Source organism: Rhodococcus sp. WWJCD1 (genome assembly GCF_002258735.1).
Taxonomy (GTDB): Bacteria; Actinomycetota; Actinomycetes; order Mycobacteriales; family Mycobacteriaceae; genus Rhodococcoides.
Map to the genome: position 1 here is coordinate 223081 of NZ_NOXY01000028.1, position 26996 is coordinate 250076.

The window sequence follows — 26996 nt, forward strand, 5'->3', positions numbered from 1 at the left end:
TACCGAACGCCGATGGTATTCGTACAGGTGCTCCTCGATGTGAAGAACACGCCAAACGTTATTCAGCTGTATTACCCAGATGAGAATCGACGATCGGCCCGATTACATCGGCCGCATCGGCATTTGTCATCTCGTTGTGGAAAACCTCGACGTCGTGGATGACGATATCCCCTGTCACGTACGGTCGCCATTCCTGCGGTGATCTGACAATCCCGTCGCTCGCACCCTTCGTTGCGGAAAAGAACAAAACATCTCCGTCGAAGACGTCCGGCACGAACTCGGCCATGATTCTTGTCGAATTCTCGAATCCTGCGTTGATTCTTCGCAGATGATCGGCAGTCACGCCGGTCGTCTGACCCAAGGATTCGTCCAGCAGTTCCACGCCCCGCTCGTAGGTCAGCGGCTCGGCCGACGGCTGCGCCGTCAGGTCGAGACCCAGGCCTCCGAGCAGATTCTCGACGCTCAACGCTCCGTCGAGGTTGTCGTCGTCGTGGCCGTCGACGTAGCTGTCCAGCAACGCGAGTGTGCGAACTTCGCTGCCGGTGCTGCGCAATTCCACAGCGATCGCGTGAGCGAGCGAGCCGCCCAGCGACCAACCGAGCAGGTGGTACGGACCGACCGGCTGGACAGTGCGGATCTCGTCGGCGTATCGGTGCGCGAGGTCACGAATCGAACCGAACGTAGTACCTTCCACGATGCTCGGCAGCTGCAGGCCGTACACGGGACGGTCGTCGGTCAATTTCGAGACGATACCGGCGTATCCCCACGAGAGCCCGATTCCCGGGTGGACGCAGAACAGCGGTGCCTTCGCCCCGGTACCACGCAGCGGAATCATCACTCCGAATACCGAATCGAGATCGGCACCCGCGGCATCGGCGTCGGACGCAACCCGTGCGGCCAGCCCGGCCGGTGTGGGGTCGACGAACAACGCTTGCAGCGGCACTCGTACTCCGATGGCGCCTTCGATGGCCGGCACGATCTTCGTGGCCACCAGCGAGGTGCCGCCGAGCTCGAAGAAGTTGTCGTCCATACCGACACGCTCGACTCCGAGAACCTGAGCAAAGGCGTCGGCGATGGCAGCCTCCACGTCGGTACTCGGTGCTCGGTACGGAGTTGTCGAGACCGTCAGCTCCGGTATCGGCAATGCCCGACGATCGAGCTTGCCCACCGGGGTGAGCGGAATGTCGTCGAGTTCGATGATCGCCGACGGAACCATGTGGCGTGGAAGCACTTTGGCTACTCGATCTCGCAGCGCCTCGGTGTCGACCGTCTCGCCGTCTGCCGCCAGGACATACGACACGAGCACCGTGTCCCCGGACGCCGCGGTGTGTCCTATCGTGGCGGCAAATCCGACCTGTTCGTGCTCGGTGAGGGCGGAGTCGATCTCACCGAGTTCGATTCGGAAGCCGCGCACCTTGACCTGGAAGTCGCTGCGTCCGACGAATTCGACAGCACCGGTACTCCCCCAGCGCACGACGTCGCCGGTGCGGTACATCCGCTCGCCCGGAGTACCGAACGGGTCGGCTACGAACCGCTCGGCCGTCAGTCCGAATCGCCGTAGGTACCCACGTGCAGTGCCTGGGCCGGCAATGTACAGCTCGCCTGACACACCTGCCGGGACCGGTCGCAGGCGTGCGTCGAGCACCAGGAACCGGAATCCGGTCCCAGGGCTGCCGACGTCCACCGTGCCGCCGGGCACCAACGGCCCACCGACACTCGCTTGGATAGTGGTCTCGGTCGGACCGTAGCCGTTGAACATCTTGCGGCCAGGTGCCCATTTCGCCACCAGTTCCGGAGTACAGGCCTCGCCGCCGACTGCAAGGACGCGGACAGTGCCGAGGCGGGTCTCGTCGATCGACGACAACGCCGCCGGTGTCAGGAATGCGTGCGTGACGTGTTCGGACTCGAGCAGGTCGGCAAGTTCGCTGCCGCCGAACGTACCCGGCGGCACGATCACGACCGTGGCACCGACGCCGAATGCCATCGTCAGCTCGTACACCGACGCGTCGAAACTCGGCGAAGCGATGTGAGACACCCGCGAATCTCGGGTGGGTCGGAATCGCTCGATCACCTCGGCCTGCAAGTTGGCCATGCCTCGGTGTCGCACCACGACGCCCTTCGGCCGACCCGTCGAACCCGACGTGTAGATCAAATATGCCGGGTGGTCGAGGTGCAGCGTCGCCGTGCGCTCCGAGTCGGTGACGGCATCCACGGGGTAACGAGACAGTTCCGAGGACGTCTCGGGATCGTCCAACACGAGCCACGGCACGGTGTCGGGTAGCGACTCCCTACTGTCGATATCGGTCAATCCCATTGCAGCGCGGGAATCTTCGAGCATGTGCGCGATGCGGTCGGACGGGTAGTTGGGGTCGACCGGCAAGAAAGCTGCGCCGGTCTTGGCGACCGCCCACACCGACAGGACCGATTCGATCGACCGAGGCAGTGCCAGGGCGACGAACGTTTCCGGGCCGACGCCGTAGTCGATGAGCATCCGAGCAATGCGGTTGGACCAGCTGTCGAGGTCGGCGTAGGACAGGCTCACGCCTCGATAGGTGACGGCGACCGCGTACGGGTCGAGTGCCACCGACGCGGCGAGCATTTCCGGCCATGTCCGCAGCGCGACGTCCGCCGAACCGCGGGCCGGTGCCAAAGCCTGCTTCTCGTCGGCACCGAGAATATCGATATCCCCCACCGCTGTGAGTCGATCGTTCCCGACGGCGTCGAGCACGCGAACCAGACGCGCCGCGATGGCGTCGACGGTGGCTGCGTCGAACAGTGATGTGGCGTAATCGAACGCTGCCTCGAAGCCGGCCGGTCGCCCGTCGTCCCCGAAATTCTCGGACACCAGGAGTTGCAGATCCTGCTTGGCGACGGGTACGTCGAAATCGAAGCCCTCCACCCGTAGGTTGGGGAGCTCGAGTGACGCCTTCTCGTTGTTCTGGAACGACAGCGCCACCTGTGAAAGCGGAGCGTACGCCGTCGACCGGGTGGGATTGAGCACCTCGACGATGCGCTCGAACGGCATCTCGGTGTGATCGAAGGCATCGAGATCTTGTGCCTTCACCTGGGTGAGCAGATCCACGAACGAGGTGGAGTCGACGACCCGGCTGCGCAACACCAACGTGTTGACGAACATCCCGACGAGGTCGTCCAGTCCCGCGTCGCCGCGCCCTGCCACCGGGGTGGTGATCGCGATGTCGTCGGTACCGCTCAGTCGTGCCAACACCACGGCGAACGCGGCGTGCAGCACCATGAACATACTGACGTTCTGCTCGCGGGTCACCTCGACGAGTGCCCGGTGTATCTCGGCGTCGACGGTGAATCGCACCCGGCCACCCCGGAAATCCTGAGTGGTGGGCCGAGGGCGATCGGTGGGCAACGGCAACAGATCCGGCAGTCCTGCGAGCGTTGTCGTCCAGTACTTCAGCTGTGCCGCAGCCACGCTCGACTCGTCCTTTTCGTCGCCGAGCAACGAACGCTGCCAGAGCGTGTAATCGGCGTACTGCACCGGTAGCGGCCGCCAATCCGGCGCGCGCCCTGCACTGCGAGCCGAGTATGCGAGTACGACGTCGCGCGCCAGCGGTGCCATCGATGCGCCGTCGGCTGCGATGTGGTGCACCACCATGGCGAGAACGAAGACCTGATCGTCCGCCGCCGAGCCGGTCGTGTCGAGCACCTGGAACAGCTCGACATGCACCGGGATCTCGGTGGTGACGTCGAACCCTCGACCCGCCAACAGGGCCACGCGATCGGTCAGTACCCCGGCATCGATCCGTTCGGGTTCGACCGTCGGCGCGACATCGCCGGCCGGATGCACCAGCTGCACCGGGAATTGCGGACCCTCGGGGAAGGTCGTGCGTAGCGACTCATGGCGTTCGAGAACGTCGACGACCGCGGCGGCCAGTGCCGCAGTGTCGAGCTGCCCGGTCAGTTTGACGACCAGCGGCACGTTGTATGCCGCCGACGAGGTGTCGAACCGGTTGATGAACCACATACGTTGCTGAGCGAGCGAGAGTGGAATGTGCTCGGGACGCTGAACTGCGACGAGGGCCGGACGATGCGATCGGGTGTCCGCAGTACCGACCACGTTCGCCAGACCCGATACCGTCGGCGTCTCGAAGATCGTGCGAACGCCGATCGCAGTACCGAATTCGGCGTTGACACGCGCGATCACCCGAGTTGCGCTGAGCGAGTCGCCCCCCAGCTCGAAGAAGCTGTCGTCGGCACCGACTCGGTCGATGTCGAGGATTTCGGCGAACACCGCAGCGACGGTCAGCTCGGCCGGGGTGGTCGGCTCGCGGTACGACGTGGCCGCACCGAACTCCGGTATCGGCAGGGCAGCGCGATCGAGCTTGCCCACGGGGGTGAGCGGAATGGTCTCGAGCACGACGATGGCGCTCGGAACCATGTGAGACGGCAGTGCAGCGGCGAGATGATCGCGCAGCACAGCGGTGTCGAAGGTGTCGACTGCCTCCCCTGCCAGACGCACGTAGGCAACGAGCACGGTCGCCCCCGAAGGCCCCGGAGTGCCGAAGGTCGCCGCGAAGTCCACCGCAGGATGCGCGGAGAGCGCCGCGTCGATTTCGCCGAGTTCGATGCGGAAGCCGCGAACCTTGACCTGGGAGTCGCTCCGACCGACGTACTCGACGGTCAGATCCGGTGACCACCGCACCACGTCTCCGGTGCGATACATCCTCGAACCGGGTGCACCGAACGGATCGGCGACGAATCGCTCTGCCGTCAGGCCCATTCGGTCGTGGTAGCCGCGGGCCAGACCGACACCGGCGAGGTACAGCTCTCCTGCGACACCGACAGGAACCGGCTGCAGCCGTGAGTTCAGGACCACCTCGTGCACGCCGCGCACCGGCCCACCGATCGACACCGGCTCGCCGGCGACCATCGGTGCACTGATGTTGGACATGATCGTGGCCTCGGTCGGTCCGTACCCGTTGTACAGGTTGCGCCCGGGGGCCCACTTGCCGACCAACTCGGCCGGAACGGCCTCGCCGCCGACGACGACGTCGGCGAACGTGTCGAGACCTGTTGGGTCCACCGACGCGAGGGCAGACGGAGTGATGAATCCGTGAGTCACTGCCTCCGATGCCAACAACGACGCGAGCTCCTCGCCGCCGTACACCGTCGGTGGCACGATCACCATGGTTGCTCCGGCACCGAATGCGAGCAGATATTCGAGCACGGAGGCATCGAAGCTCGGCGACGAAACATGCAGTGTCCGTGATTTTTTCGAGACGCCGTAGCGCTCGCGCTGCTCGGTCGCGAAGTTGTCGAGGCCGGAGTGGGTGACCACGACGCCCTTCGGAACGCCCGTCGAACCCGACGTGTAGATCGTGTACGCAGCACTGTCCAGGGTGATGCGACCGTGACGTTCGCTGTCGGCTATCGGCTCGTCGCCTACGCCGTTCGGGCCGTCCGTGGCGAGATCGTCCAGAATGATCCATGCCACGGTCGAGGGCAGGTCGTCGAGATGGGCACGGGTGGTGACGCCGAAACTCGCGCCCGAGTCCGCCAGCATGTGCTCGATGCGATCGGCGGGGTAGTTCGGGTCGACCGGAACGAACGCGGCACCGGACTTGGCGACCGCCCACACCGTCAGAACGGATTCGATGGACCGCGCGATACCGAGCGCGACGAACGTCTCGGTGTGCACGCCGTGGCTCAGCAGGATCCGAGCGAGTCTGTTCGACCGTCGGTCCAGCTCCCGGTACGTCAGCTCTCCGTCCACGCTGCGCAGCGCGATGGCGTCCGGATCGATGGCTGCGGCGTCGGAGAAGATCTCCGGCAACAAACGCGTGGAGCGGCCTTCGATTCCGAATACCGGTGCCAGGGAGTCGAATTCGGCCTGATCGAGCAGGCTGAGTCGGGCCAGAGGCTGCTGCTCGTCTGCCAGCACTGCGCCGAGCACCCGCTCGACTCGGTCGACGATGGCATCGACGTCCTCGACATCGAAAAGTTCGGGCAGGTACTTGGCCTTCAGATTCAGGCGCTCGTCCACGGACGAGACCAGAGTCAGCGGATAGTGTGCGGCGTCGGTCCCCAGAATGTCGGTCACCTGCATACCGGCGAAATCCGTTGCCGCAGAGGCACCGGCGCGATCGACCGGGTACGACTCGAACACCGTCAGCGTGTCGAATGCGACCCCGGCACCAGCCGCACGCTGGATGTCGGTCAGTCCGAGGTAGTGGTGGTCCAGCAACGACGCCTGCTCGGACTGAACACGATCGACCAGAGCGCCCAGCGTCTCGCTCGGATCGAGCGTGACCCGAACGGGCAGCGTGTTGATGAACAGCCCGATCATGCCTTCGATACCTGGGACCTCGGGTGGACGTCCCGACACGGTGGCACCGAACACGACGTCGTCTCGGCCGGTCAGTGTCGCGAGCACGACGCCCCACGCGGTCTGGACGAGCGTGTTGAGAGTCGACCCGCGGCGCGCCGCAAAATCGCGTAGGGCAGCGGTGGTCTCGATCGACAACGAGCGTTCGGATTCGCGAGAGACCGTGGACAATTGCCGCCCTCGATCGCCGGTGACCAGCAGCGTAGGCTCCTCGACGCCCGCCATCGCACTGACCCACTGCGCGGTCGAGATCGAGACGTCGCGTTGCCGCATCCATGTCAGGTAGTCCCGGTACGCGGGCACCCGCGGCAGCATCGAGTCGTCGGACTCGGTGACGTACAGCGTGATGAGTTCCTTGACGACCAGCGGCGTCGACCACCCGTCCAGCAGAATGTGGTGGTTGGTCAGCAGCAGTCGCCAATGATCGTCGGCGAGGGTGATGAGCGTGAATCGAAGCAGCGGCGCGGAGTCCATCTCGAACCGAACACCGCGATCGGCTTCGAGGACTCCTTCCAGTGCAGCCTCGACATCGGCTTCACCGCGCAGATCGATCTCGGCCCACGGAACCGTGACCGAACTCTGCACGATCTGCAGAGATTCGCCGGAGCTGTTGTGGACGAACGCTGCCCGCAGATTCGGATGACGTGAGACGAGCTTGTCGACTGCGGCGTGCATCCGCTCGGAATCGACGGTGCCACGCAACTCGAGGCCGAGTTGCACCATGTAGGCGTCGACGCCCGCAGAGTCGCTGCCGACCTCGCCCGCGAGGCGCGCGTGGAAGAGCAAACCAGCCTGCAGCGGCGACATAGACCACACGTCGTCCAGGTCCGGGAATCTGTTCTCCAGTACCTCGATGGACCTCTGATCTATGTCGACCAGCTCGAGATCGGACGGAGTGAGACCACCCGCACCGTCGGCCGAGGCGTGCTCGGTGATCGCGGTGAGTGCCTGCGTCCAGAGCTCGATCAGTCGATCGACCTCGTCGGCACCGAGGATCCCGGACGGGAACGCGAAGGTGGCGTCCAGCTGCGGGCCGGCGGGTGTCGACGTCGTGACGGCATTGATGTCCAACGCGGCCGGCACGGGCATGTCCGGGTTCTGCGCGTCGCCCAGTTCGGCGTCGGCCACGGGAATCCAGCCCACGTCTTCCATGCCCTCGGACGAACCGGTCGAGAAGCGCCCGAGGTAGTTGAAACTGACCTGCGGAGCGGCGTGATCGGACAGAGCTTCGGTTCCTGCGGGATCGAGGTACCGGAGCATGCCGTAGCCGATGCCGTGATCGGGGATCTCGAGCAGCTGCTCTTTGACGGCCTTGATCAGCGTGCCTGCGGAGTCCCCGCCGGACAACGCGTCGGCGATGTCGACGGAACCGAGGTCGAGGCGCACCGGGAAGATCGTGGTGAACCAGCCGACGGTTCTGCCGAGATCGGCTCCGGGAACCACGGCGTCTTCACGGCCATGGCCTTCGAGCGTGATCAGCGCACTGCGGACAGCGGCTCCCCGTTCGCGACGCCATGCCGTGAGCGCGAGAGCCAACCCGGCCAGCAGGCCGTCGTTGACGCTGCCCCGGAAGACATTCGGCACAGTCGTGAGCAGTCGCTCGGTGACCTCGACCGGCAGCGATGTGCGAATGCGCTGCACGGTGGCGTCGACGTCCACCCGCTTGTCCAGCGGACGCGAGCCGATGGTCGGATCGTCGCCGTCGAGGATGCGTCGCCACAACCCGAGCTCGTCGGCGCGGCTCGCGGTGACCTCGGTCAATCCGGTCGACCAGCGCCGCATCGACGTGCCGACCGGTGCCAGCACAGGCTCGTCGCCCGCGACGATCTGGCTCCATGCCGTGGCCAGATCCGGAACGAGGATGCGCCACGACACGCCGTCGATGACGAGGTGATGTGCGACGACGAGAAGTCGACCGGATCCGTTCGGGCCCTGGAACCACACCATCTGGACCATGACCCCGTCGGCGGGGATCAGTCGATCCGCCGCGGCGTCGAGTTCGGTTGCGGCGCGGGAGGAGAACTCGGCACCGTCCACGGAATCGACCGAGACGGCATGGATGACCGACGCGGCGGACACGGTCCCGATCGGAGAGACTTCCTCGTGCCACGTGCCGTCCGAGTCCTGGAACAGACGCGACCGCAGCATGTCGTGACGATCGAGCACGGCCTGGACTGTGCGCTCGAGCGTGGTGGTGTCGATACCGACCGGGAGCTGAAGCAGAGCGGTCTGGGTGTAGCGACCGAAGTCGGTGCTGCGATCCAACATCCATCGAACGACCGGTGTCAGGGGTAGTGGGCCGACTCCCCCGCCGTCGAGTTCCTCCAGTACGACGACGTCGCCTCCGAGAACGACCACCTCGGCCAGCGCGGCCACGGTCTTGCGCTCGAAGATGTCGCGTGGAGCCAGCACCAGGCCGGCCGCCTTGGCGCGGGAGACCAGCTGAATCGACATGATGCTGTCGCCGCCGAGTGCGAAGAACGAATCGTCGACGCCGACGGTGTCCAGTCCGAGCACGTCTGCGAACAGGCCGGCGAGAATGGACTCGACTTCTGTTGCAGGCAAGCGACTTTCGGTGACATTGGCCGAGAAGTCCGGTGCCGGCAAGGCGCGTCGATCGAGCTTGCCGTTGGCGGTGAGGGGCAGCTCGTCCAGCACGATCAGCGCGGCAGGCACCATGTAGGACGTCAGCGTGGTGCCCACGAAATCGAGAACGGCGGAATGGTCGAGGGTTCGACCGGACTCGGCAACGACGTAGCCGATCAATCGGTCACCGAATCCGTCGTCTCGTACCGAGACCACGGAGGCCGCGACACCGTCGAATGCGAGCAGAGCGCTCTCGATCTCACCGAGTTCGATGCGGAACCCGTGCAGCTGTACCTGCATGTCACTGCGGCCCAGGTATTCGAGCGCCCCGTCGCGGTTCCATCGCGCAGTGTCACCGGTGCGGTACATCCGGTGTCCGGCCCGACCCGAGGGATCAGCCACGAAACGCGTTGCCGACAGGCCGGCCCGTCCGAGGTAGCCGCGCGAGAGCTGTGCCCCGGAGACGTACATTTCGCCGGTCACGCCGGGTGGCACAGGCTTCAGACGCGCGTCGAGAACGGCAACGTTCAGGGCCGGGATCGCCTGACCGATGACGCTGGCGGACGCCGAGGCGGCGAACTCCTCGGTCAGGGCCAGGTGGCTCACGTGGACCGTCGTCTCGGTGATGCCGTACATGTTCACCAGGGTCGGCGCGGACTCGTCGTGTCGGGCATACCAACGGCCCAACTGTCCGAGATCGAGTGCCTCACCGCCGAAGATGACGTAACGCAGCGAGAGGTCTGCCGAGTCATCGGCAGCTCCCACGGCAGCGGTGGCAACCCTGTCGGCCTCAGCGAACTGGTAGAACGCCGTCGGTGTCTGGTTGAGCACCGTGACCTTCTCGCGCACCAGCAACTCGCGGAACAGCTCCGGCGAACGTGCCGTGTAGTAATCGACGACGACGAGGGCTCCGCCGTGCAGCAACGGGCCCCACAGCTCCCACACCGAGAAGTCGAACGCGTACGAGTGGAACATCGTCCAGACATCGCGGCTGTCGAAATCGAACAGATCCGCGGTGTTCGCAAACAGTGTCGCCACATTGCGGTGCGCGATCTGGACGCCCTTGGGGCGACCGGTACTACCCGAGGTGTAGATGACGTACGCGATCGAATCTGCACCGGTCCTGCCCGAGCGGTCCGCATCGGTCAGCGGTGCGCCGGAGACGTCCTTCAGCTCCGCGATCAGTTCCGGCGAATCGACCAGGAGAACATCGACGTCGGAGGCCGGAACCGCAGTGCTGTCGGCCACGGTGGAGATGACGCAGACAGGCGAGGCGTCCTCCAGCATGAACGCGAGTCGGTCAGCTGGGTAGGAGACGTCGATCGGCAGATACCCGCCGCCGGATTTGATCACGGCGAGCAGCGCCACGATCAGCTGCTCGTCACGTGGCATTGCGACCGCAACGAGCGATTCGGACGTCACGCCGCGACCGACGAGAACGCGGGCCAGGCGGCTCGAACGGTCGTCCAGCTCGGCGTAGGTCATCGATCGATCGCCGAAGACGACGGCACGCGAATCCGGGAATCGTGCTGCAGCAGCGGCGAATCGGTCGGCCAAGGTCGAGTCGTCTGCCTCGAGACCCGCGTGGTTCCACTCGTGCGTCATCGCATCGAGTTCGCCGGTGAGAAGCAGATCGATGTCGCCTACGGCGCTGTCAGGATCGGCAGTGACTGCATCGAGAACGGCACCGAAGCGTGCGGAGAACTCCTGGACGGACGATTCCTCGAACAAATCGACCGCATACGTGATCGCTGCGGTCATCCCGGACGGCGCACCGGTCTCGTCGAAATTCTCCGCAACGGTCAGCTGTAGATCGAACTTCGCCACGTGTGCGTCGATGTCGACGGCTCGGACGGTCAGGTCCGGCAGCTCGAGCGTCGCCGAGGTGTTGTTCTGGAATTCGAGCAGTACCTGGAACAGCGGCGAGTGGTCGGTCGAACGCGTCGGGTCGAGTACGTCGACCAACCGCTCGAACGGGACGTCGGTGTTGTCGAACGCAGCCAGATCGGCTGTGCGCGTGGCACGGAGCAGGTCGGTGAACGAGAGCTGCGGTGCCACGTCGGTGCGCAGAACGAGCGTACCTACGAACATGCCGACCAGATCGTCGAGTGCGGCGTCGCCGCGGCCTGCGATGGGGGTACCGACCGCGATGTCCTCGGTGCCGCTCAGTCGCGCCATCAGGACCGACCATGCAGCATGTACGGCCATGAAGACGGTTGCCTCGTTGGCGCGTGCGACGTCGACCAGTGATGCATGGGTGTCGCGGTCGATCTCGAAACGAACGCTGTTGCCGCGCAACGATTGACGGGCCGGGCGGGGATGATCCAACGGCAGCGGGAGAACCTCGGGCAGGTCCGCCAGGGCGGTTTTCCAGAAGTCCAGCTGCTGTGCGGCGAGTGACGACGGATCGGACTCGTCGCCGAGAACATCGCGCTGCCATATCGCGAAGTCGGCGTACTGAACCTCGAGCGGTACCCACATCGGAACTGTGGCTGCGGCACGGGCTCCGTAGGCCACCATCACGTCTCGCGCCAGTGGTGCCATGGACGCTCCGTCGGCGGCGATGTGATGCACGACGATCGAGAGCACGAACTCGTCCGGTGCCAACCGATACAGAACCGCGCGGAAGGGCAGCTCGGTCGAGACGTCGAATCCCTGTGCCGCAGCTGCCGACACGGCCGCCACGACCTCGCCGGCGTCGAGATCGACGACGTCGAGCTCCGTCGATGCAGTCCGGACGTCGAGAATCTTCTGCTCGGGTCGCTCTCCCTGGGTGGGGAACACCGTGCGCAGCGACTCGTGTCGTTCCAGAACGTCGCCGACGGCCGCGCTCATCGCAGCGATATCGAGACGACCGGTCAGACGAACCGCGAGCGGGATGTTGTACGCCGCCGACGTCACGTCGAACTGGTTGATGAACCACATCCGTTGCTGAGCCAAGGACAACGGAATCGAACTCGGCCGCGGCTTCGCGACGAGTGCGGGGCGGCGAACCGTGCCGAGCGGGTTGCTGTCCACGCGCTCTGCGAGCGACTCGACAGTGGGAGCCTCGAACAGGGCACGCACACTGATCGCAGTGTCCAGGGCAGTGTTGACTCGCGCGGTGAGTCTGGTCGCGCTGAGGGAGTCGCCGCCCAGATCGAAGAAGCTCGAATCGATACCGACTGCCTCGATTCCGAGCACCTCGCCGAATATGTCGGCGATGATCCGCTCCGTCTCGGTTCGGGGAGCACGTGAATCGCTTCCGAGATGGAGATCGGGAGCAGGCAGTGCTTTTCGATCCAGCTTGCCGGCAGGGGTCAACGGAATCGACTCCAGCGCGACGAAGGCCGTCGGGATCATGTGTGTGGGAAGCGAACTCGACACATGGGTCCGCAAGGCGGCGGCGTCGATCTGCCGACCCGGTCGCGGGAGAACATAGGCGACCAGAATCGTGTTTCCCGCCGGACCGTCGACTCCGACCGTAGTGGCGAATTCGACCGTCGGATCGTCGGTCAGAACAGCGTCGATCTCGCCCAGTTCGATACGGAACCCACGCACCTTGACCTGGAAGTCGCTGCGCCCGACGTACTCGAGTGTCCCGGATTCGGTCCACCGCACGACATCTCCGGTGCGGTACATCCGCGCACCCGGCTCGGCGAAGGGATTTGCAACGAATCGGTCTGCTGTCAGACCGAATCGGGAATGGTAGCCCCGGGCAAGCGCGGGCCCGGCGAGATACAGCTCTCCCGCAACTCCGACCGGAACGGGATGCAGCCGTGTGTCGAGAACGACCTCGCTGAAACCGATTGTCGGCGAACCGATGTCGATAGAGGAATCGACGCTCAGCGGATCGCTGATCGACGAGAAGATGGTCGCTTCGGTGGGTCCGTACGCATTGAACATCAGACGACCCGGAGCCCAGCGAGCCACCAGCTCGGGCGGACACACGTCTCCACCGGTGGCGACGACGCGCAGCTCGGTGAGGCCTTCGGGGTCGACCGATGCCAGTGCGGCAGGCGTGACGAACGCGTGCGTCACGTTCTGCTCGGCGAGCAGTGCGGCCAGCTCGGTGCCGCCGTAGACCGAGGTCGGTGCGATGACCATTGTCGCAGCGCCGGAAAAGACCATGACCAGTTCGAGGATGGAGGCATCGAAGCTCGGCGAAGCGAAAGCCAGAACTCGAGCATCGGGAGTCACCTCGAAACGGCTTCGCTCTTCCTCTGCCAGATTCGCAAGACCGCGATGGGTGACGGTGACGCCCTTGGGCACACCGGTCGAGCCCGACGTGTAGATCAAGTAGGCGACCTGATCGACGTGCATCGGACGCGTTCGGTCGTCGTCGCGCACCGGGGTGGTCGAGAGATCGGCTAGCTCGGCACGTGTCTCGTCCTGATCGAGGACGGTCCACCGGGCCGAGCCGAGACCGTCGACAGCGGGGACGTGCGTGGCGAGTGTGAGGCCGATGGAGGCACCCGAGTCGACCAACATGTGCTCGACGCGATCGCGGGGGTAGCTCGGATCGATGGGCAGGAATGCCGCGCCCGTCTTGGCGACCGCCCAGATACCGAGAACAGAATCGATGGAGCGCGGTAGAGCCAGTGCGACAACAGTTTCCGGTCCGGCACCGCGGGCGATGAGCGCGCGGGCAAGAGCGGAGGACCGCGCGTCCAGCTCGGCGTAGCCGAGGCTGCCGTCCCCGCTCCACAGAGCGAGGCCGTCGGTGTTCGTCGCCGCTGCACCGGTGAAGATCTCGGGGAGCAGACGAACACCCGACGACGCCGGGCCGTGAACCGGGGCCAGTCGACCCAGTTCGTCCTCGGACAGCAGTGACAGCGATCCGACGCGCCGATCGGTATCGGTGGCAATGGCCTCCAGTACCCGGACGATCCTGTCGATTGTCGCTCGAACGACGCTGTCCTCGAACAGTTCTGGCAGATACTTGGCTTCGATGTGCAGGCGGTCGTCGACCATCGCGACCAGAGTCAGTGGATACTGCGCCGTGTCGCTGCCGTCGTGGACGTCGTGGACGTGCATGCCGGCGAGGTCGGTCTCGGCCGACAGTCCTGCACGGTCCATCGGGTAGGACTCGAACACCGTCAGGGTGTCGAAGGCGACGGCCGGTCCCACGGCGCGCTGAATGTCGGTGAGTCCGAGGTAGTGGTGATCGAGCAGAGCAGCCTGCTCGGCCTGCACCCGATCGAGGTATTCACCGAGTGTCTCGGATGGATCGAGCACGATCCTGACCGGCAGGGTGTTGATGAACAAGCCGACCATCGACTCGATATCGGACACCTCGGGCGGTCGTCCGGACACGGTCGCACCGAACACCACGTCGGAGCGTCCGGTCAAGGTGCCGAGAACCATGGCCCACGACGCCTGCACCATGGAGTTCATCGTCACGCCGCGTGCTCGGGCGACGGCCCGCAGTCGGTCGGTCTGTGCGGTGTCCAACGAGATCAGCGCACGGCCGGCCAACGTCGATTCCTGGCGCCGACTTTCGACCGGAGTCAACAGAGTGGGTTCGGACAGTCCTGCGAGCGCGTCGGTCCATGCCGCAGTTGCCGACGAACGGTCACGTTTTGCGAGCCACGACAGGTAGTCGCGGTAGGCGGGGACGCGCGGGAGCACGGTCTCGTCGCCGTCGACCACGTACAGAGTCAAGAGGTCCTTGAGCAGCAGCGGCGTCGACCAACCGTCGAGCAGAATGTGATGGTTGGTCATCACCAGACGCCACTCGCCCGGCGCCACCGTGATCAGCATGAAGCGCAACAGCGGAGCCTGAGCCATGTTGAAACGGGTGGCTCGGTCCTCGTGTTCGATGCGTTCGAGCTCGGCGGCCCTATCGTCGACGTCCAGACCGGTGAGGTCGATCGACGACCACGGTGCGTCCACCTCGTGATGCACGATCTGGATCGACTCGCCGTCGGTGTTGTGCACGAAGGCGGTACGTAGGTTTGCGTGTCTACGCAGCAGCGCCTGAGCAGACCGTCGGAACCGAGCTTCGTCGACGTGTCCGCGCAGTTCCAACACGAGTTGAACGATGTATGCATCGACGGACTGATCCGACAGCTCGGCGTGGAACAGCAGACCGGCCTGCAGAGGCGTCATCGACCAGATGTCGTCCAGTGTCGGATAGACGCGTTCGAGGTCGTCGATCGAGCTCTGGTCGAGCCGAACCAGCTCGAGATCGGACGGAGTGAAACCGCCGGCTCCGGGCCGCTGTGCAAGCAGAGTCAGCGCGGTGAGTGCCTGTCGCCACAGTTCGACCAGCTCTGCGACTTCGGCCGCGTCGAGAACGCCTGTCGGGAACGCGAACGAGGCTTCCAGTCGTGGGCCGGTCGGTGTAGCCGTGGTGACGGCGTTGATGTCGAGCACAGCGGCGACGGGTAGATCGTCGTCCTGCGAATCACCGACACCGGAATCGTCGACCGGCAACCAGCCGTGCCCGCGAAGCTCGTCCGGAATGTCGGTGCTGTAGCGCCCGAGGTAGTTGAAACTGATCTGGGGAGCCGGGAAGTCGCGAAGCGCAGCGGCACCCGTCTCGTCCAGGTATCGCAGCATGCCGTAGCCGATGCCGTGATCCGGAACGGCCAGCAACTGCTCCTTGACCGATTTGATCAGGCGCGCTGCATCGGCGCCGCCTGCGAGAGCGTCGTCCAGATCGATACCGTCGAGGGTCAATCTGAGCGGGTAGATCGTGGTGAACCAACCGATGGTGCGGCCGAGATCAGCGCCGGGCACGACGTGGTCCTCACGACCGTGACCCTCGAGGGAGATCAGCGCGTCGTCGACGACCACGCCGCGACCTCGTCGCCAGACGGCGGTGGCAAGGGCCAGAGCTGCGAGAAGACCGTCGTTGACGCTGCCGTGGAACGCGTCGGGCAGTGCGGTGAGCAGTCCCTCGGTGACGTCGGTCGACAGAGTCGTCTCGATCTTGTCCACGGTCCGGTACACGTCGATCTCGCGATCGAGTGCACGGGATCCGATGAGCGGATCGGGTTGCGCCACAACAGATCGCCAGATTTCCAGCTCGTCGGCGCGGGTCGCGGTGACCTCACGCAAACCGTGAGACCAACGGCGCATCGAGGTGCCGACCGGAGCCAGTTCCGGGGTGTTTCCGCCGATGATCTGGGCCCATGCCGACGCGAGATCCGGAACGAGAATCCGCCAGGACACACCATCGATCACCAGGTGATGGGCGACAACCAGCAGACGGCTCCCCTCGGTGCCTGCGTCGAACCACACCATCTGGATCATGACACCGGAATCAGGTGCCAAGCGGGCCACTGCTGCCGCGGCCTCGGTTCTGGCCTGCTCCGAGAACTCCGCCCCGTGAACGGTTGTCGACGAGACTCGGTGGACAACCGACTGCGCCGACACCGATCCGACGGGAAGAACCTCCATCGCGGGGTGTTCACCGCGATGCAGCACACCGCGAAGCATGTCGTGGTGATCGAGAACCGTCTGGACAGTGGCTTCGAGAACGTCGAGTTCGATGTCCGCTGGAAGCGTCAGGACAGCGGTCTGGGTGTGCTTGTCGAGCACTGCCGTGCGATCGAGCATCCATGCCACGATCGGGGTCAGCGGTACGTCTCCGACACCGCCGCCCGGCAGTTCTTCGAGCACGAGCGCTGCGGTTCCGTCACCGGCTGCGACCACCTCGGCCAGCGCGGCAACTGTTTTGTGCTCGAACACATCTCGCGGCGAGAGGGCGAGGCCGGCGGCCTTGGCGCGCGAGACCAACTGAATGGACATGATGCTGTCGCCGCCGAGCGCGAAGAACGAATCGTCGACGCCGACGCGGTCCAGCCGCAGGACCTCGGCGAACAATCCGGCCAGCGTCTTCTCGACCGCATTGTCGGCATCGCGGCCGCCCGTGGTGACCTGAGCGGACCAGTCCGGTTCGGGTAGTGCGTTTCGGTCGAGTTTGCCTGCCGGAGTCAACGGAATCGACTCGAGCATCACCAACGCCGACGGCACCATATGCGCCGGCAACACCGACCCCACATGCTCCCGCAACGACGCCGCATCCAGAACCGTCCCGGCCACGGGCAACACGTACGACACCAACACCGTCGCCCCGGCCGCACTCTCACGCCCCACAGTGACCACAAAATCGACACCCGGCACAGCCGCCAACACCGAATCGATCTCACCCAACTCGATCCGGAAACCACGCACCTTCACCTGAAAATCGCTACGCCCCACATACTCCAACGCACCCGACGCATTCCACCGCACCACATCACCGGTGCGATACATCCGCGAACCCGCACCACCGAACGGATTGGCCACGAAACGCTCCGCCGTCAAACCCAACCGAGCGTGATACCCACGAGCCAACGCCGGACCCGCCAGATACAACTCACCCACCACACCCACCGGCACCGGATTCAACCGCGCATCCAACACCACCTCCGCGAAACCGATAGTCGGAGAACCGATATCGACAGGCTCCCCCACCACCAACGCCGACGAAATCGACGAGAAAATCGTCGCCTCCGTCGGACCGTACGCATTGAACATCCGCCGACCCGGCGCCCACCGCGCCACCAACTCCGGCGCACACACATCACCACCGGTGACCACAACCTGAACCGAATCCAACCCCCCCGGATCCACCGACGCCAACGCCGCAGGCGTCACGAACGCATGCGAGACCCGCTCCTGCGCCAACAACGACGCCAACTCCACCCCACCGAACACCAACGGCGGAGCAATCACCATCGTCGCCCCACCCGAAAACGCCAACACGAACTCGAGAATCGACGCATCGAAACTCGGCGACGCAAACGCCAACACCCGAGACGACGGACCCACACCGAACCGAACCCGCTCCTCAGCAGCCAAGTTCCCCACACCACGATGAGTGACCACCACACCCTTGGGCACACCAGTGGACCCCGACGTATAAATCAGATACGCCGCATCATCGAGACGCAGCACCCCCGAACGCTCGGCATCCAACACCGGAGCAGCCGACCGAAACGCCAGATCCGCCACCACATCCGGATCATCGAGCACCACCCACGACACCCCACCCACACCCGACACCGCACCCACATGAGCACCCAACGTCACACCCACCACAGCACCCGAATCGACCAACATGTGCTCGATCCGATCCACCGGATAATTCGGATCCACCGGCAAGAACGCACCACCGGCCTTCGCCACCGCCCACACCGCCACCACAGACTCCACCGACCGCGACAACGCCAACGCCACGAACGACCCCGGACCCACACCACACGACATCAACATCCGCGCCAACCGCGACGACGCCGCATCCAACTCACCATACGAAAGCACCCGCGAACCCGACACCACCGCAACACCACCGACACCAGCCACACCCACCGCACCAGCCAACAACTCCGGCAACACCACACCCACCACAGACCGCGGACCACGAACCGGAGCCAGGGAGGCGTATTCGTCGTTCGACAGAATGTCGATGTCCCCGATCCGGACGGACGGGTCCGTCGTCACGACATCGAGGATTCGCGCGAGGCGGTCGGCGAGGACTCGGACCGTGTCGGCATCGAACAGTTCTGTGGCGTAGCGGAAACCGGCATCGATGCCGACCGGTGCCCCGAACTTGTCGAATTCTTCCGAGACCGTCAACTGCAGGTCGAAATTGGAGATGTGGTTGGGCAGTTCGATGCCCTCGATCGACAGGCCGGGCAACGTCACCGTCGGTCGGTCGGTGTGTTGGAACTCGAGCATCACCTGGAACAACGGCGCATGGGCGGTCGATCTCGCGGGATCGACCGCATCGACGACGCGCTCGAACGGGATGTCCGAGTGTGTGAACGCCGCAAGGTCGGTGGCACGCACGTCCGAGAGGAGATCCTCGAAACGAGTGGAGCCCGGCACCTGGGTGCGTAGCACGAGGGTATTGACGAACATGCCGACGAGCTCGTCGAGCGCAGCATCCCCTCGACCCGAGATCGGCGTTCCCACCGAGATGTCCTCGGTGCCGGACAGTCGGGCGAGAAGAACGGCCAATGCGGCGTGCACGATCATGAACGAGCTCGAATTGTGCTCGGCAGCAACAGTTGCGAGCCGCGCATGGACGGCCGCGTCGATCTCGAACGAGACCGAGTCGCCGCGCAGAGACGCCACCGCCGGTCGGGGGCGATCGGTTGGCAGGGGCAGAACCTCGGGGCTGCCGGACAGTGTGTCGACCCAGTAGGTCGATTGCTGTGCCATCAGCGACTCGGGATCGGACTCCGTGCCGAGGTATCGACGCTGCCACAGTGCGTAATCGGCGTACTGGACCGGCAACGGTTCCTGGCTCGGTGCGTGCCCTGCGGCACGGGCGCTGTACGCCACCATCAGATCGCGGGCCAGCGGGGCGCTGGAGAAGCCGTCGGAGGAGATGTGGTGCACCACCATGACGAGTACGTGCTCGTTCTCGCGCTCCCGGATCAGTCGGACGCGCAACGGAACGTCCGCCACCACGTCGAAGCCCGAGCCGGCGACATCGCCGATCAGTTCGTGCACATGCCGGTCGTCGTCCGCAGTGATCGGAGTCAGATCCGGCAGTGCCGACGCCACGTCGAGAATCGATTGCACAGGGCCGTCGTCGGACAGCGGGAACATCGTGCGAAGAGACTCGTGCCGCGTCAGCACATCGCCGATGGCCGATCGCATCGCGTCGACGTCGAGGGCACCGCTCAGTCGCATCGCGAACGCGACGTTGTAGGCAGCCGACTCGGTGTCGTACTGATTGATGAACCACATTCGTTGCTGCGCCAGCGACAGCGGGACTACGTCTGGCCGCTCCTGCGGAACCAGTCGCGGAGCCGCGTCGGCGTCGTGTTCGCGGATGTCGATGCCTGCGGACAATGCACGGACGGTGGGCGCGTCGAACAGATCCCGGATACCGATATTGCTTCCGAGTGCGGCATTGACCCGCGCTACCAATCGCATCGCGATCAGTGAGTTGCCACCGATCTCGAAGAAGCTCGACGTGACGCCCACCTGGGAAATGCCGAGCAGGTCAGCGAAGATGCCGGCCACGATTTCTTCGACGGGGTTCTCGGGACCGACGAATTCCGAAGCGGCGACGGTGAACTCGGGTGCAGGCAGCGCCTTTCGATCGAGCTTTCCGCTGGCGTTGACCGGCAGCGAATCGAGCACCACCACATGCGAGGGCACCATGTAGGCCGGAAGCCGGCGCGCGGCCTCGGCCGTCAGATCGGTGGGGTCGACGGCAGCACCGTGTGCGCCCACGACGTAAGCAACCAGCGTCTCACCGGTGTTCGGGTCCTTGTGTACCAATGCGATCGCTTGAGCGACCGACTCGGACCGCAGCAGGACGGCTTCGATCTCGGGCAGCTCGATGCGCAGGCCGCGCAACTTGACCTGAAAATCGGTACGGCCGATGTACTCGAGCTCACCGTCGGCGCGCCAGCGAACCAGATCGCCTGTGCGGTAGAGCCGCTCACCCGGTTCCCCGAACGGGTCGGCGACGAAGCGATCCGCAGTCAGATCGCCGCGCCCTACATAACCGCGTGCGAGTTGGACACCCGCGAGATACAGCTCGCCGGGTGCGCCGATCGGTGCCAGCCGCAACGACGCGTCGAGCACGTACAATCGGGTGTTCCACACCGGTGCGCCGATGGGGATGGAGACCGGATCCCGTCCGGTCACGTGGTAGTAGCTGACATCGACTGCGGCTTCGGTCGGACCGTAGAGATTGTGCAACTCCGCGAGGGAGAACTGAGCGAACTGTGCCGCGGTGGCAGGCGGAAGTGCTTCGCCACTGCAGAAGACCAGCCGCAGCGATGTGCACTCCGCAGCCCGGGCACCGGCAGCGAACACAGCGAGCATCGACGGTACGAAGTGCACGGTGGTGATGTGCTCGTCGGCGATGATGCGGGAGAGGTACGCAGGGTCGCGGTGTCCGTCGGGTTCTGCCACCACGAGTTTGGCACCCACCTGAAGTGGCCAGAAGAATTCCCACACCGAGACGTCGAAGGTGGCGGGCGTCTTCTGCAGAACGGTGTCGGCCGGCTCGAGACGATACTCGTGCTGCATCCACAGCAGGCGATTCACTATGGCGGAGTGCGTGACTGCCACGCCCTTGGGCCGGCCGGTGGAACCGGAGGTGTAGATCACGTAGGCGGTGTTCGAGCCACCCAGGCTGCCCAGTCGATCGGCATCGGTGATCGACGAGTGATCGCGATCGGAGACGTCCAACAGATCGACGGCGAGAACGGGAGTTGCCACCGGAATGTTGATCCAGTCGCGGCTCGTGGTGAGAATGCACACCGGTTGAGCACTCGACAGCACGTAGGACGACCGCTCGACCGGATGGTCCGGGTCGATCGGAACATATGCACCGCCGGCCTTGACGATGGCGTACATACCCACGAGCAGGTCGATCGATCGTCGCATTGCCAGGCCGACGTGGGATTCCGGAGCCACGCCGAGCGAGATGAGGTGCCGAGCGAGCTGATTGGCACGCTCGTCCAGTTCGAGATACGTGATGCGCTCGTCCTCGAACACCAGCGCGGTCGAGTACGGACTGCGAAGCACCTGCCGGTCGAACAAGCTGCTCAGCGTGATGCCGCTATCTCCGGCCGGGATCTGCTGGTGGACCGAGGACGACTCGATCAGTCGTGCGGTGTCGTTCCATTCGAACAGAACGAGTTCCCGTTCTGCGGCGGAGAGGATGTCGATGTCGCCGGTCCGGACGTCCGTCGATGTGCCGATGGTGGAGACGATTCGCAGGAAGCGGTCGACGAATCGATCGATGGTGTCGGGATCGAACAGATCCGTGGCGTAGGTGAAGGCGGCCGACAACGCACCGGACTCGTCGGCGGGGTTCTGATCGACACGCAGTTGCAGGTCGAACTTCGCTGTGTCGGTGCTGATTTCCTCGAACTCGACGGTGAGATCGGGCAGTTCCAGCGTGGCTGCGGCGTTGTTCTGGAATTCGAGGAGAACCTGGAACAGCGGTGAATGATCGGTCGATCTCGCCGGATCGAGCACATCGACGAGTCGCTCGAACGGAATGTCGGTGTTGTCGAAGGCAGCGAGATCGGATCGTCGGGTACCGGCCAACAACTCGCCGAAAGTCGCGTGCGGTTCGACCTGTGTACGCAGCACGAGCGTGCCGACGAACATACCGACCAGATCGTCGAGGGCTGCATCCCCTCGGCCAGCGATCGGGGTTCCGATAGCGATGTCGCGGGTGCCGCTCAACCGGGCGAGCAGCAAAGCGAGCGCGGAGTGGACCACCATGAACAGCGTCGACTCGTGTTCGGCCGCAACCGAAGACAATCGAGCGGCGACGTCGGCCGGAATGGTGAACGGGGTGACGCTGCCACGCATCGACTGCCGAATGGGCCGTGGTCGATCGAGCGGCATCGGCAACACGTCGGGTAGATCTGCCAGTGCCGACTGCCAGAAGTCGATCTGCCGCGATGCCACGGATGTGGGGTCGTTCTCGTTGCCGAGGACGGCATGTTGCCACAAGGCGAAGTCCGCATACTGTACGGCCAGGGGATCCCACATCGGAGCCGATCCCGCAGACCGGGCGCCGTAGGCGACCATGACGTCGCGCGCCAGCGGTGCCATCGAGGCACCGTCGGCAGCAATGTGGTGTACCACGATGGCGAGCACAAAACTTTCCGCGCCGGTCCGATACAGCACGGCCCGGAATGGAAGATCGACCGTGACGTCGAATCCTGTTGTTGCAGAGGTGCGGACGAGTGCGTCTACCGACGCGGCGTCGACCTCGACGAAGTCCAGTGGGAGGTTGGGTCCGGTGACGTCCTCGACCGGGGTGATGACCTGGTTCGGCAGATCTCCCACGGTGGGAAACACCGTCCGGAGAGATTCGTGGCGCGACAGCACGTCGCCGATGGCCGCGGACATCGCGGTGACGTCCAGGCGACCCGTCAAACGGACGGTGAGTGGAATGTTGTACGCGGGCGAGGCCACGTCGAACTGGTTGATGAACCACATTCGCTGCTGAGCGAGAGAGAGCGGAACGGACTCGGGTCGTTCGACAGCCACGAGTGCCGGGCGGCGGTGCAACGAGGCACCCTTTGCCTCCGCACGTTCTGCCAGTGTGCGCACCGTCGATGCCTCGAACAGGTCGAGAACTTTCAGATCGGTTCCGAGGGCAGAATTGGCTCGCGCGATCAATCGCGTTGCCACCAGCGAGTTTCCGCCGAGATCGAAGAAGCTGTCGGTCACACCGACCCGATCGACCTCGAGAACGTCGCAGAAGACAGCTGCCACAGCGGCTTCGTACTCCGTCTGCGCGGCCTCGAACGCACCGTGCGATCCGAGTTCCGGTTCGGGTAGTGCGTTTCGGTCGAGTTTGCCTGCCGGAGTCAACGGAATCGACTCGAGCATCACCAACGCCGACGGCACCATATGCGCCGGCAACACCGACCCCACATGCTCCCGCAACGACGCCGCATCCAGAACCGTCCCGGCCACGGGCAACACGTACGACACCAACACCGTCGCCCCGGCCGCACTCTCACGCCCCACAGTGACCACAAAATCGACACCCGGCACAGCCGCCAACACCGAATCGATCTCACCCAACTCGATCCGGAAACCACGCACCTTCACCTGAAAATCGCTACGCCCCACATACTCCAACGCACCCGACGCATTCCACCGCACCACATCACCGGTGCGATACATCCGCGAACCCGCACCACCGAACGGATTGGCCACGAAACGCTCCGCCGTCAAACCCAACCGAGCGTGATACCCACGAGCCAACGCCGGACCCGCCAGATACAACTCACCCACCACACCCACCGGCACCGGATTCAACCGCGCATCCAACACCACCTCCGCGAAACCGATAGTCGGAGAACCGATATCGACAGGCTCCCCCACCACCAACGCCGACGAAATCGACGAGAAAATCGTCGCCTCCGTCGGACCGTACGCATTGAACATCCGCCGACCCGGCGCCCACCGCGCCACCAACTCCGGCGCACACACATCACCACCGGTGACCACAACCTGAACCGAATCCAACCCCCCCGGATCCACCGACGCCAACGCCGCAGGCGTCACGAACGCATGCGAGACCCGCTCCTGCGCCAACAACGACGCCAACTCCACCCCACCGAACACCAACGGCGGAGCAATCACCATCGTCGCCCCACCCGAAAACGCCAACACGAACTCGAGAATCGACGCATCGAAACTCGGCGACGCAAACGCCAACACCCGAGACGACGGACCCACACCGAACCGAACCCGCTCCTCAGCAGCCAAGTTCCCCACACCACGATGAGTGACCACCACACCCTTGGGCACACCAGTGGACCCCGACGTATAAATCAGATACGCCGCATCATCGAGACGCAGCACCCCCGAACGCTCGGCATCCAACACCGGAGCAGCCGACCGAAACGCCAGATCCGCCACCACATCCGGATCATCGAGCACCACCCACGACACCCCACCCACACCCGACACCGCACCCACATGAGCACCCAACGTCACACCCACCACAGCACCCGAATCGACCAACATGTGCTCGATCCGATCCACCGGATAATTCGGATCCACCGGCAAGAACGCACCACCGGCCTTCGCCACCGCCCACACCGCCACCACAGACTCCACCGACCGCGACAACGCCAACGCCACGAACGACCCCGGACCCACACCACACGACATCAACATCCGCGCCAACCGCGACGACGCCGCATCCAACTCACCATACGAAAGCACCCGCGAACCCGACACCACCGCAACACCACCGACACCAGCCACACCCACCGCACCAGCCAACAACTCCGGCAACACCACACCCACCACAGACCGCGGCCCACGAACCGGAGCCAGTCGAGCACGCTCGGCCGCGGACAGAATGTCCACGTCCCCGATCAGCAGCTCGGGTGCATCCGTGAGCGCGTCGAGAATCCGGACCACTCGGCGGCCGAATTGCGACATGCTCGCGGCGTCGAACAGTTCTGTGGCGTAATCGAAAACGACACCGACCGAATCGGACTCGTTGACGGTGACGACCAGATCCATGTCGACCCCGTCGTGCGGCAGAGCCGCGGGACCGAATCGAAGCGCAACCTGAGCCAACGGGCTGTGCGAGCCGGACCGAGACAGACCGAGCGCGTCGACGACGTCTTCGAACGACACGTCACCGTGTGCGAGTGCAGCGTCGAAATCGACCTCGGTCGAAGCGACGAAGTCGCCGAAAGACTGCCGTCCGTTCGGGTTGGTACGCAGAACGACGGTTTCGCCGCTGTCGGCGGGCACGGCGATCGAGACGTCGTCGGTGCTGGCAAGGCGTGAAAGAAGCACGGCGAGAACGGATTCGAACACCACGAACGGCGTTGTCGACCGGTCGGCGGCCAGTTGTTCGACTGCGGCCCAGGACGTGGATCCGAGGGTGATTTCGTGCGATGCGCGAACATGGCCGATACGCGAAGGACGGACTCGATCGGTGGGGATGCCGATCAGGTCCGGAGAATCGGAGAGTCGATCCGTCCAGTAGGCGAGCTGAGCGGCGGCGCGTCGGCGTCGACGGCCTTCGTCGGCGCTGCCCGGATGTACTTCGGCGACAACGACATCGGGGGCGGCCGCAATGAATGCTTCGGCCATATCCACGAAACTCGAATGGTGCGCCGTGAGGTCGTCGTCGTCGTATCGGTTCGGGTTCGCCCTGAAATCGACGAATGTTCTTGCAGGTGAACCACTCTGGTACACGTTGACCAGAAGGTCCTCCACCGGCCCCGACGTGACGATGTTGAACTCGCCGACAATGGAACCGAGGTTGATCTGCTGGTGGAACAGCATCATGTTGACCATCGGCCCGGTGAGCTGCTTGTCGCTGCCCGAGGCCGCCAGCTCGCGCCGGATGTCCTCGATGCTGAACCGCTGGTGCCGAAGCGCGCCCATCAACTCGAGCTGGACCTGCTGTACCAGTTCACCGACGGTGGCGTCCTCTCGGACGTGCATCGGAATCGGTGCGACGTTGACCAGCATTCCGCCGGATCGGCGGAGCAACGCCGTGGTTCGGGCGGACACAGGAATGTTGACCAGTACGTCGTCTCGTCCGGTCATTCGCGAGAGGTAGCAGCCGAACGCGGCGATGAACACCGCGGCCGAGGTTCCGCCCTTGGTGGAGTCGGAGTCTTCGAGAGCGGTGACGACGTCGGCGGGCAGAGCGATGCTGCGCAACTTGCTGGCGGCAATCGTGCGGCCGTCCGTGTTCGACAGAGTTGCTCCGTCGTGAATGTCGGCGGCGCGGGCGACCCAATATTCCTTGTCGGACTCGAAGCGTGTCGACGTCCGATACTCCTGATCGAGCTCGTACAGACGGCGCAACTCGGCCGCCTTGTTGGGCTCGGGTTCGGAGTGCTCGACGGCGGCTGTGTACAGCGCTGCGGTGCGGTTGACGAGGGTCATGGCACCGTAGCCGTCGAGGGCCACGTGGTGGATCTTGCTGTACCAGAGGTTGCGCTCGTCCTCGACCTGAATGATCCAGCTCTCGACCAGCGGATCGTTCTCCATGTCGACCGGCTGCACGTAGTTGTGGTCGATCCAGCGCAGCGCCGAGGCCATGGGATCGTCTTCGCCGCGCAGGTCCAGGTAGTTCACGGATTGGTCGATGGAGTGATCGACCAGCTGAACGGCCTCTCCGTCGACTTCGGCCAGACGGAGGTAGGCGGACTGGAACTCGTGTCCGGCCTGAGCCGACGCTTCCTGCAGCACTGCTATGTCGAGGTTGCCTCGCAGGTCGACGTACTGGGCGATGCAGACTGCAACATCAGGGGCGAGCTGCTGAGCGAACCACATTCCCCGCTGGGCGGACGAGAGTGGGAAGCCGTTTTCGAAACCGGTGCCGGTCGGGGGCGTCTGAGACCCACCGGTTGTTGTTGCACGCATTCACTTGCCCTTCGGCGGCACGGTCGCGGTGGCGAAATCCGACGCCGAATTCATCGGCTCGAAGGTTTCGGTCCGGTTCGGGGTGTCGAGCCGCGGCGGCTGGTGCGCGCGATTGAGCAATTCTGGCTTCCGTTCTGGTCTGCGTTCGTGTCGGTTCACACACGCTCGA

Annotated in this window: 2 protein-coding genes; both read right to left on the reverse strand. The window is 64.6% G+C overall.

The genetic code is table 11. The features are described 5' to 3' along the window. Positions 1-58: 58 nt before the first annotated feature. Positions 59-26827, reverse strand: coding sequence for a non-ribosomal peptide synthetase (locus CH286_RS21670; protein ID WP_094610355.1), 26769 nt, complete (start codon positions 26825-26827; stop codon positions 59-61). After that, the gene (locus CH286_RS27910) at positions 26828-26986 is read right to left on the reverse strand and encodes a hypothetical protein (RefSeq protein WP_155289297.1); all 159 of its coding nucleotides are present in this window, start codon (positions 26984-26986) and stop codon (positions 26828-26830) included. Positions 26987-26996 lie beyond the last annotated feature (10 nt).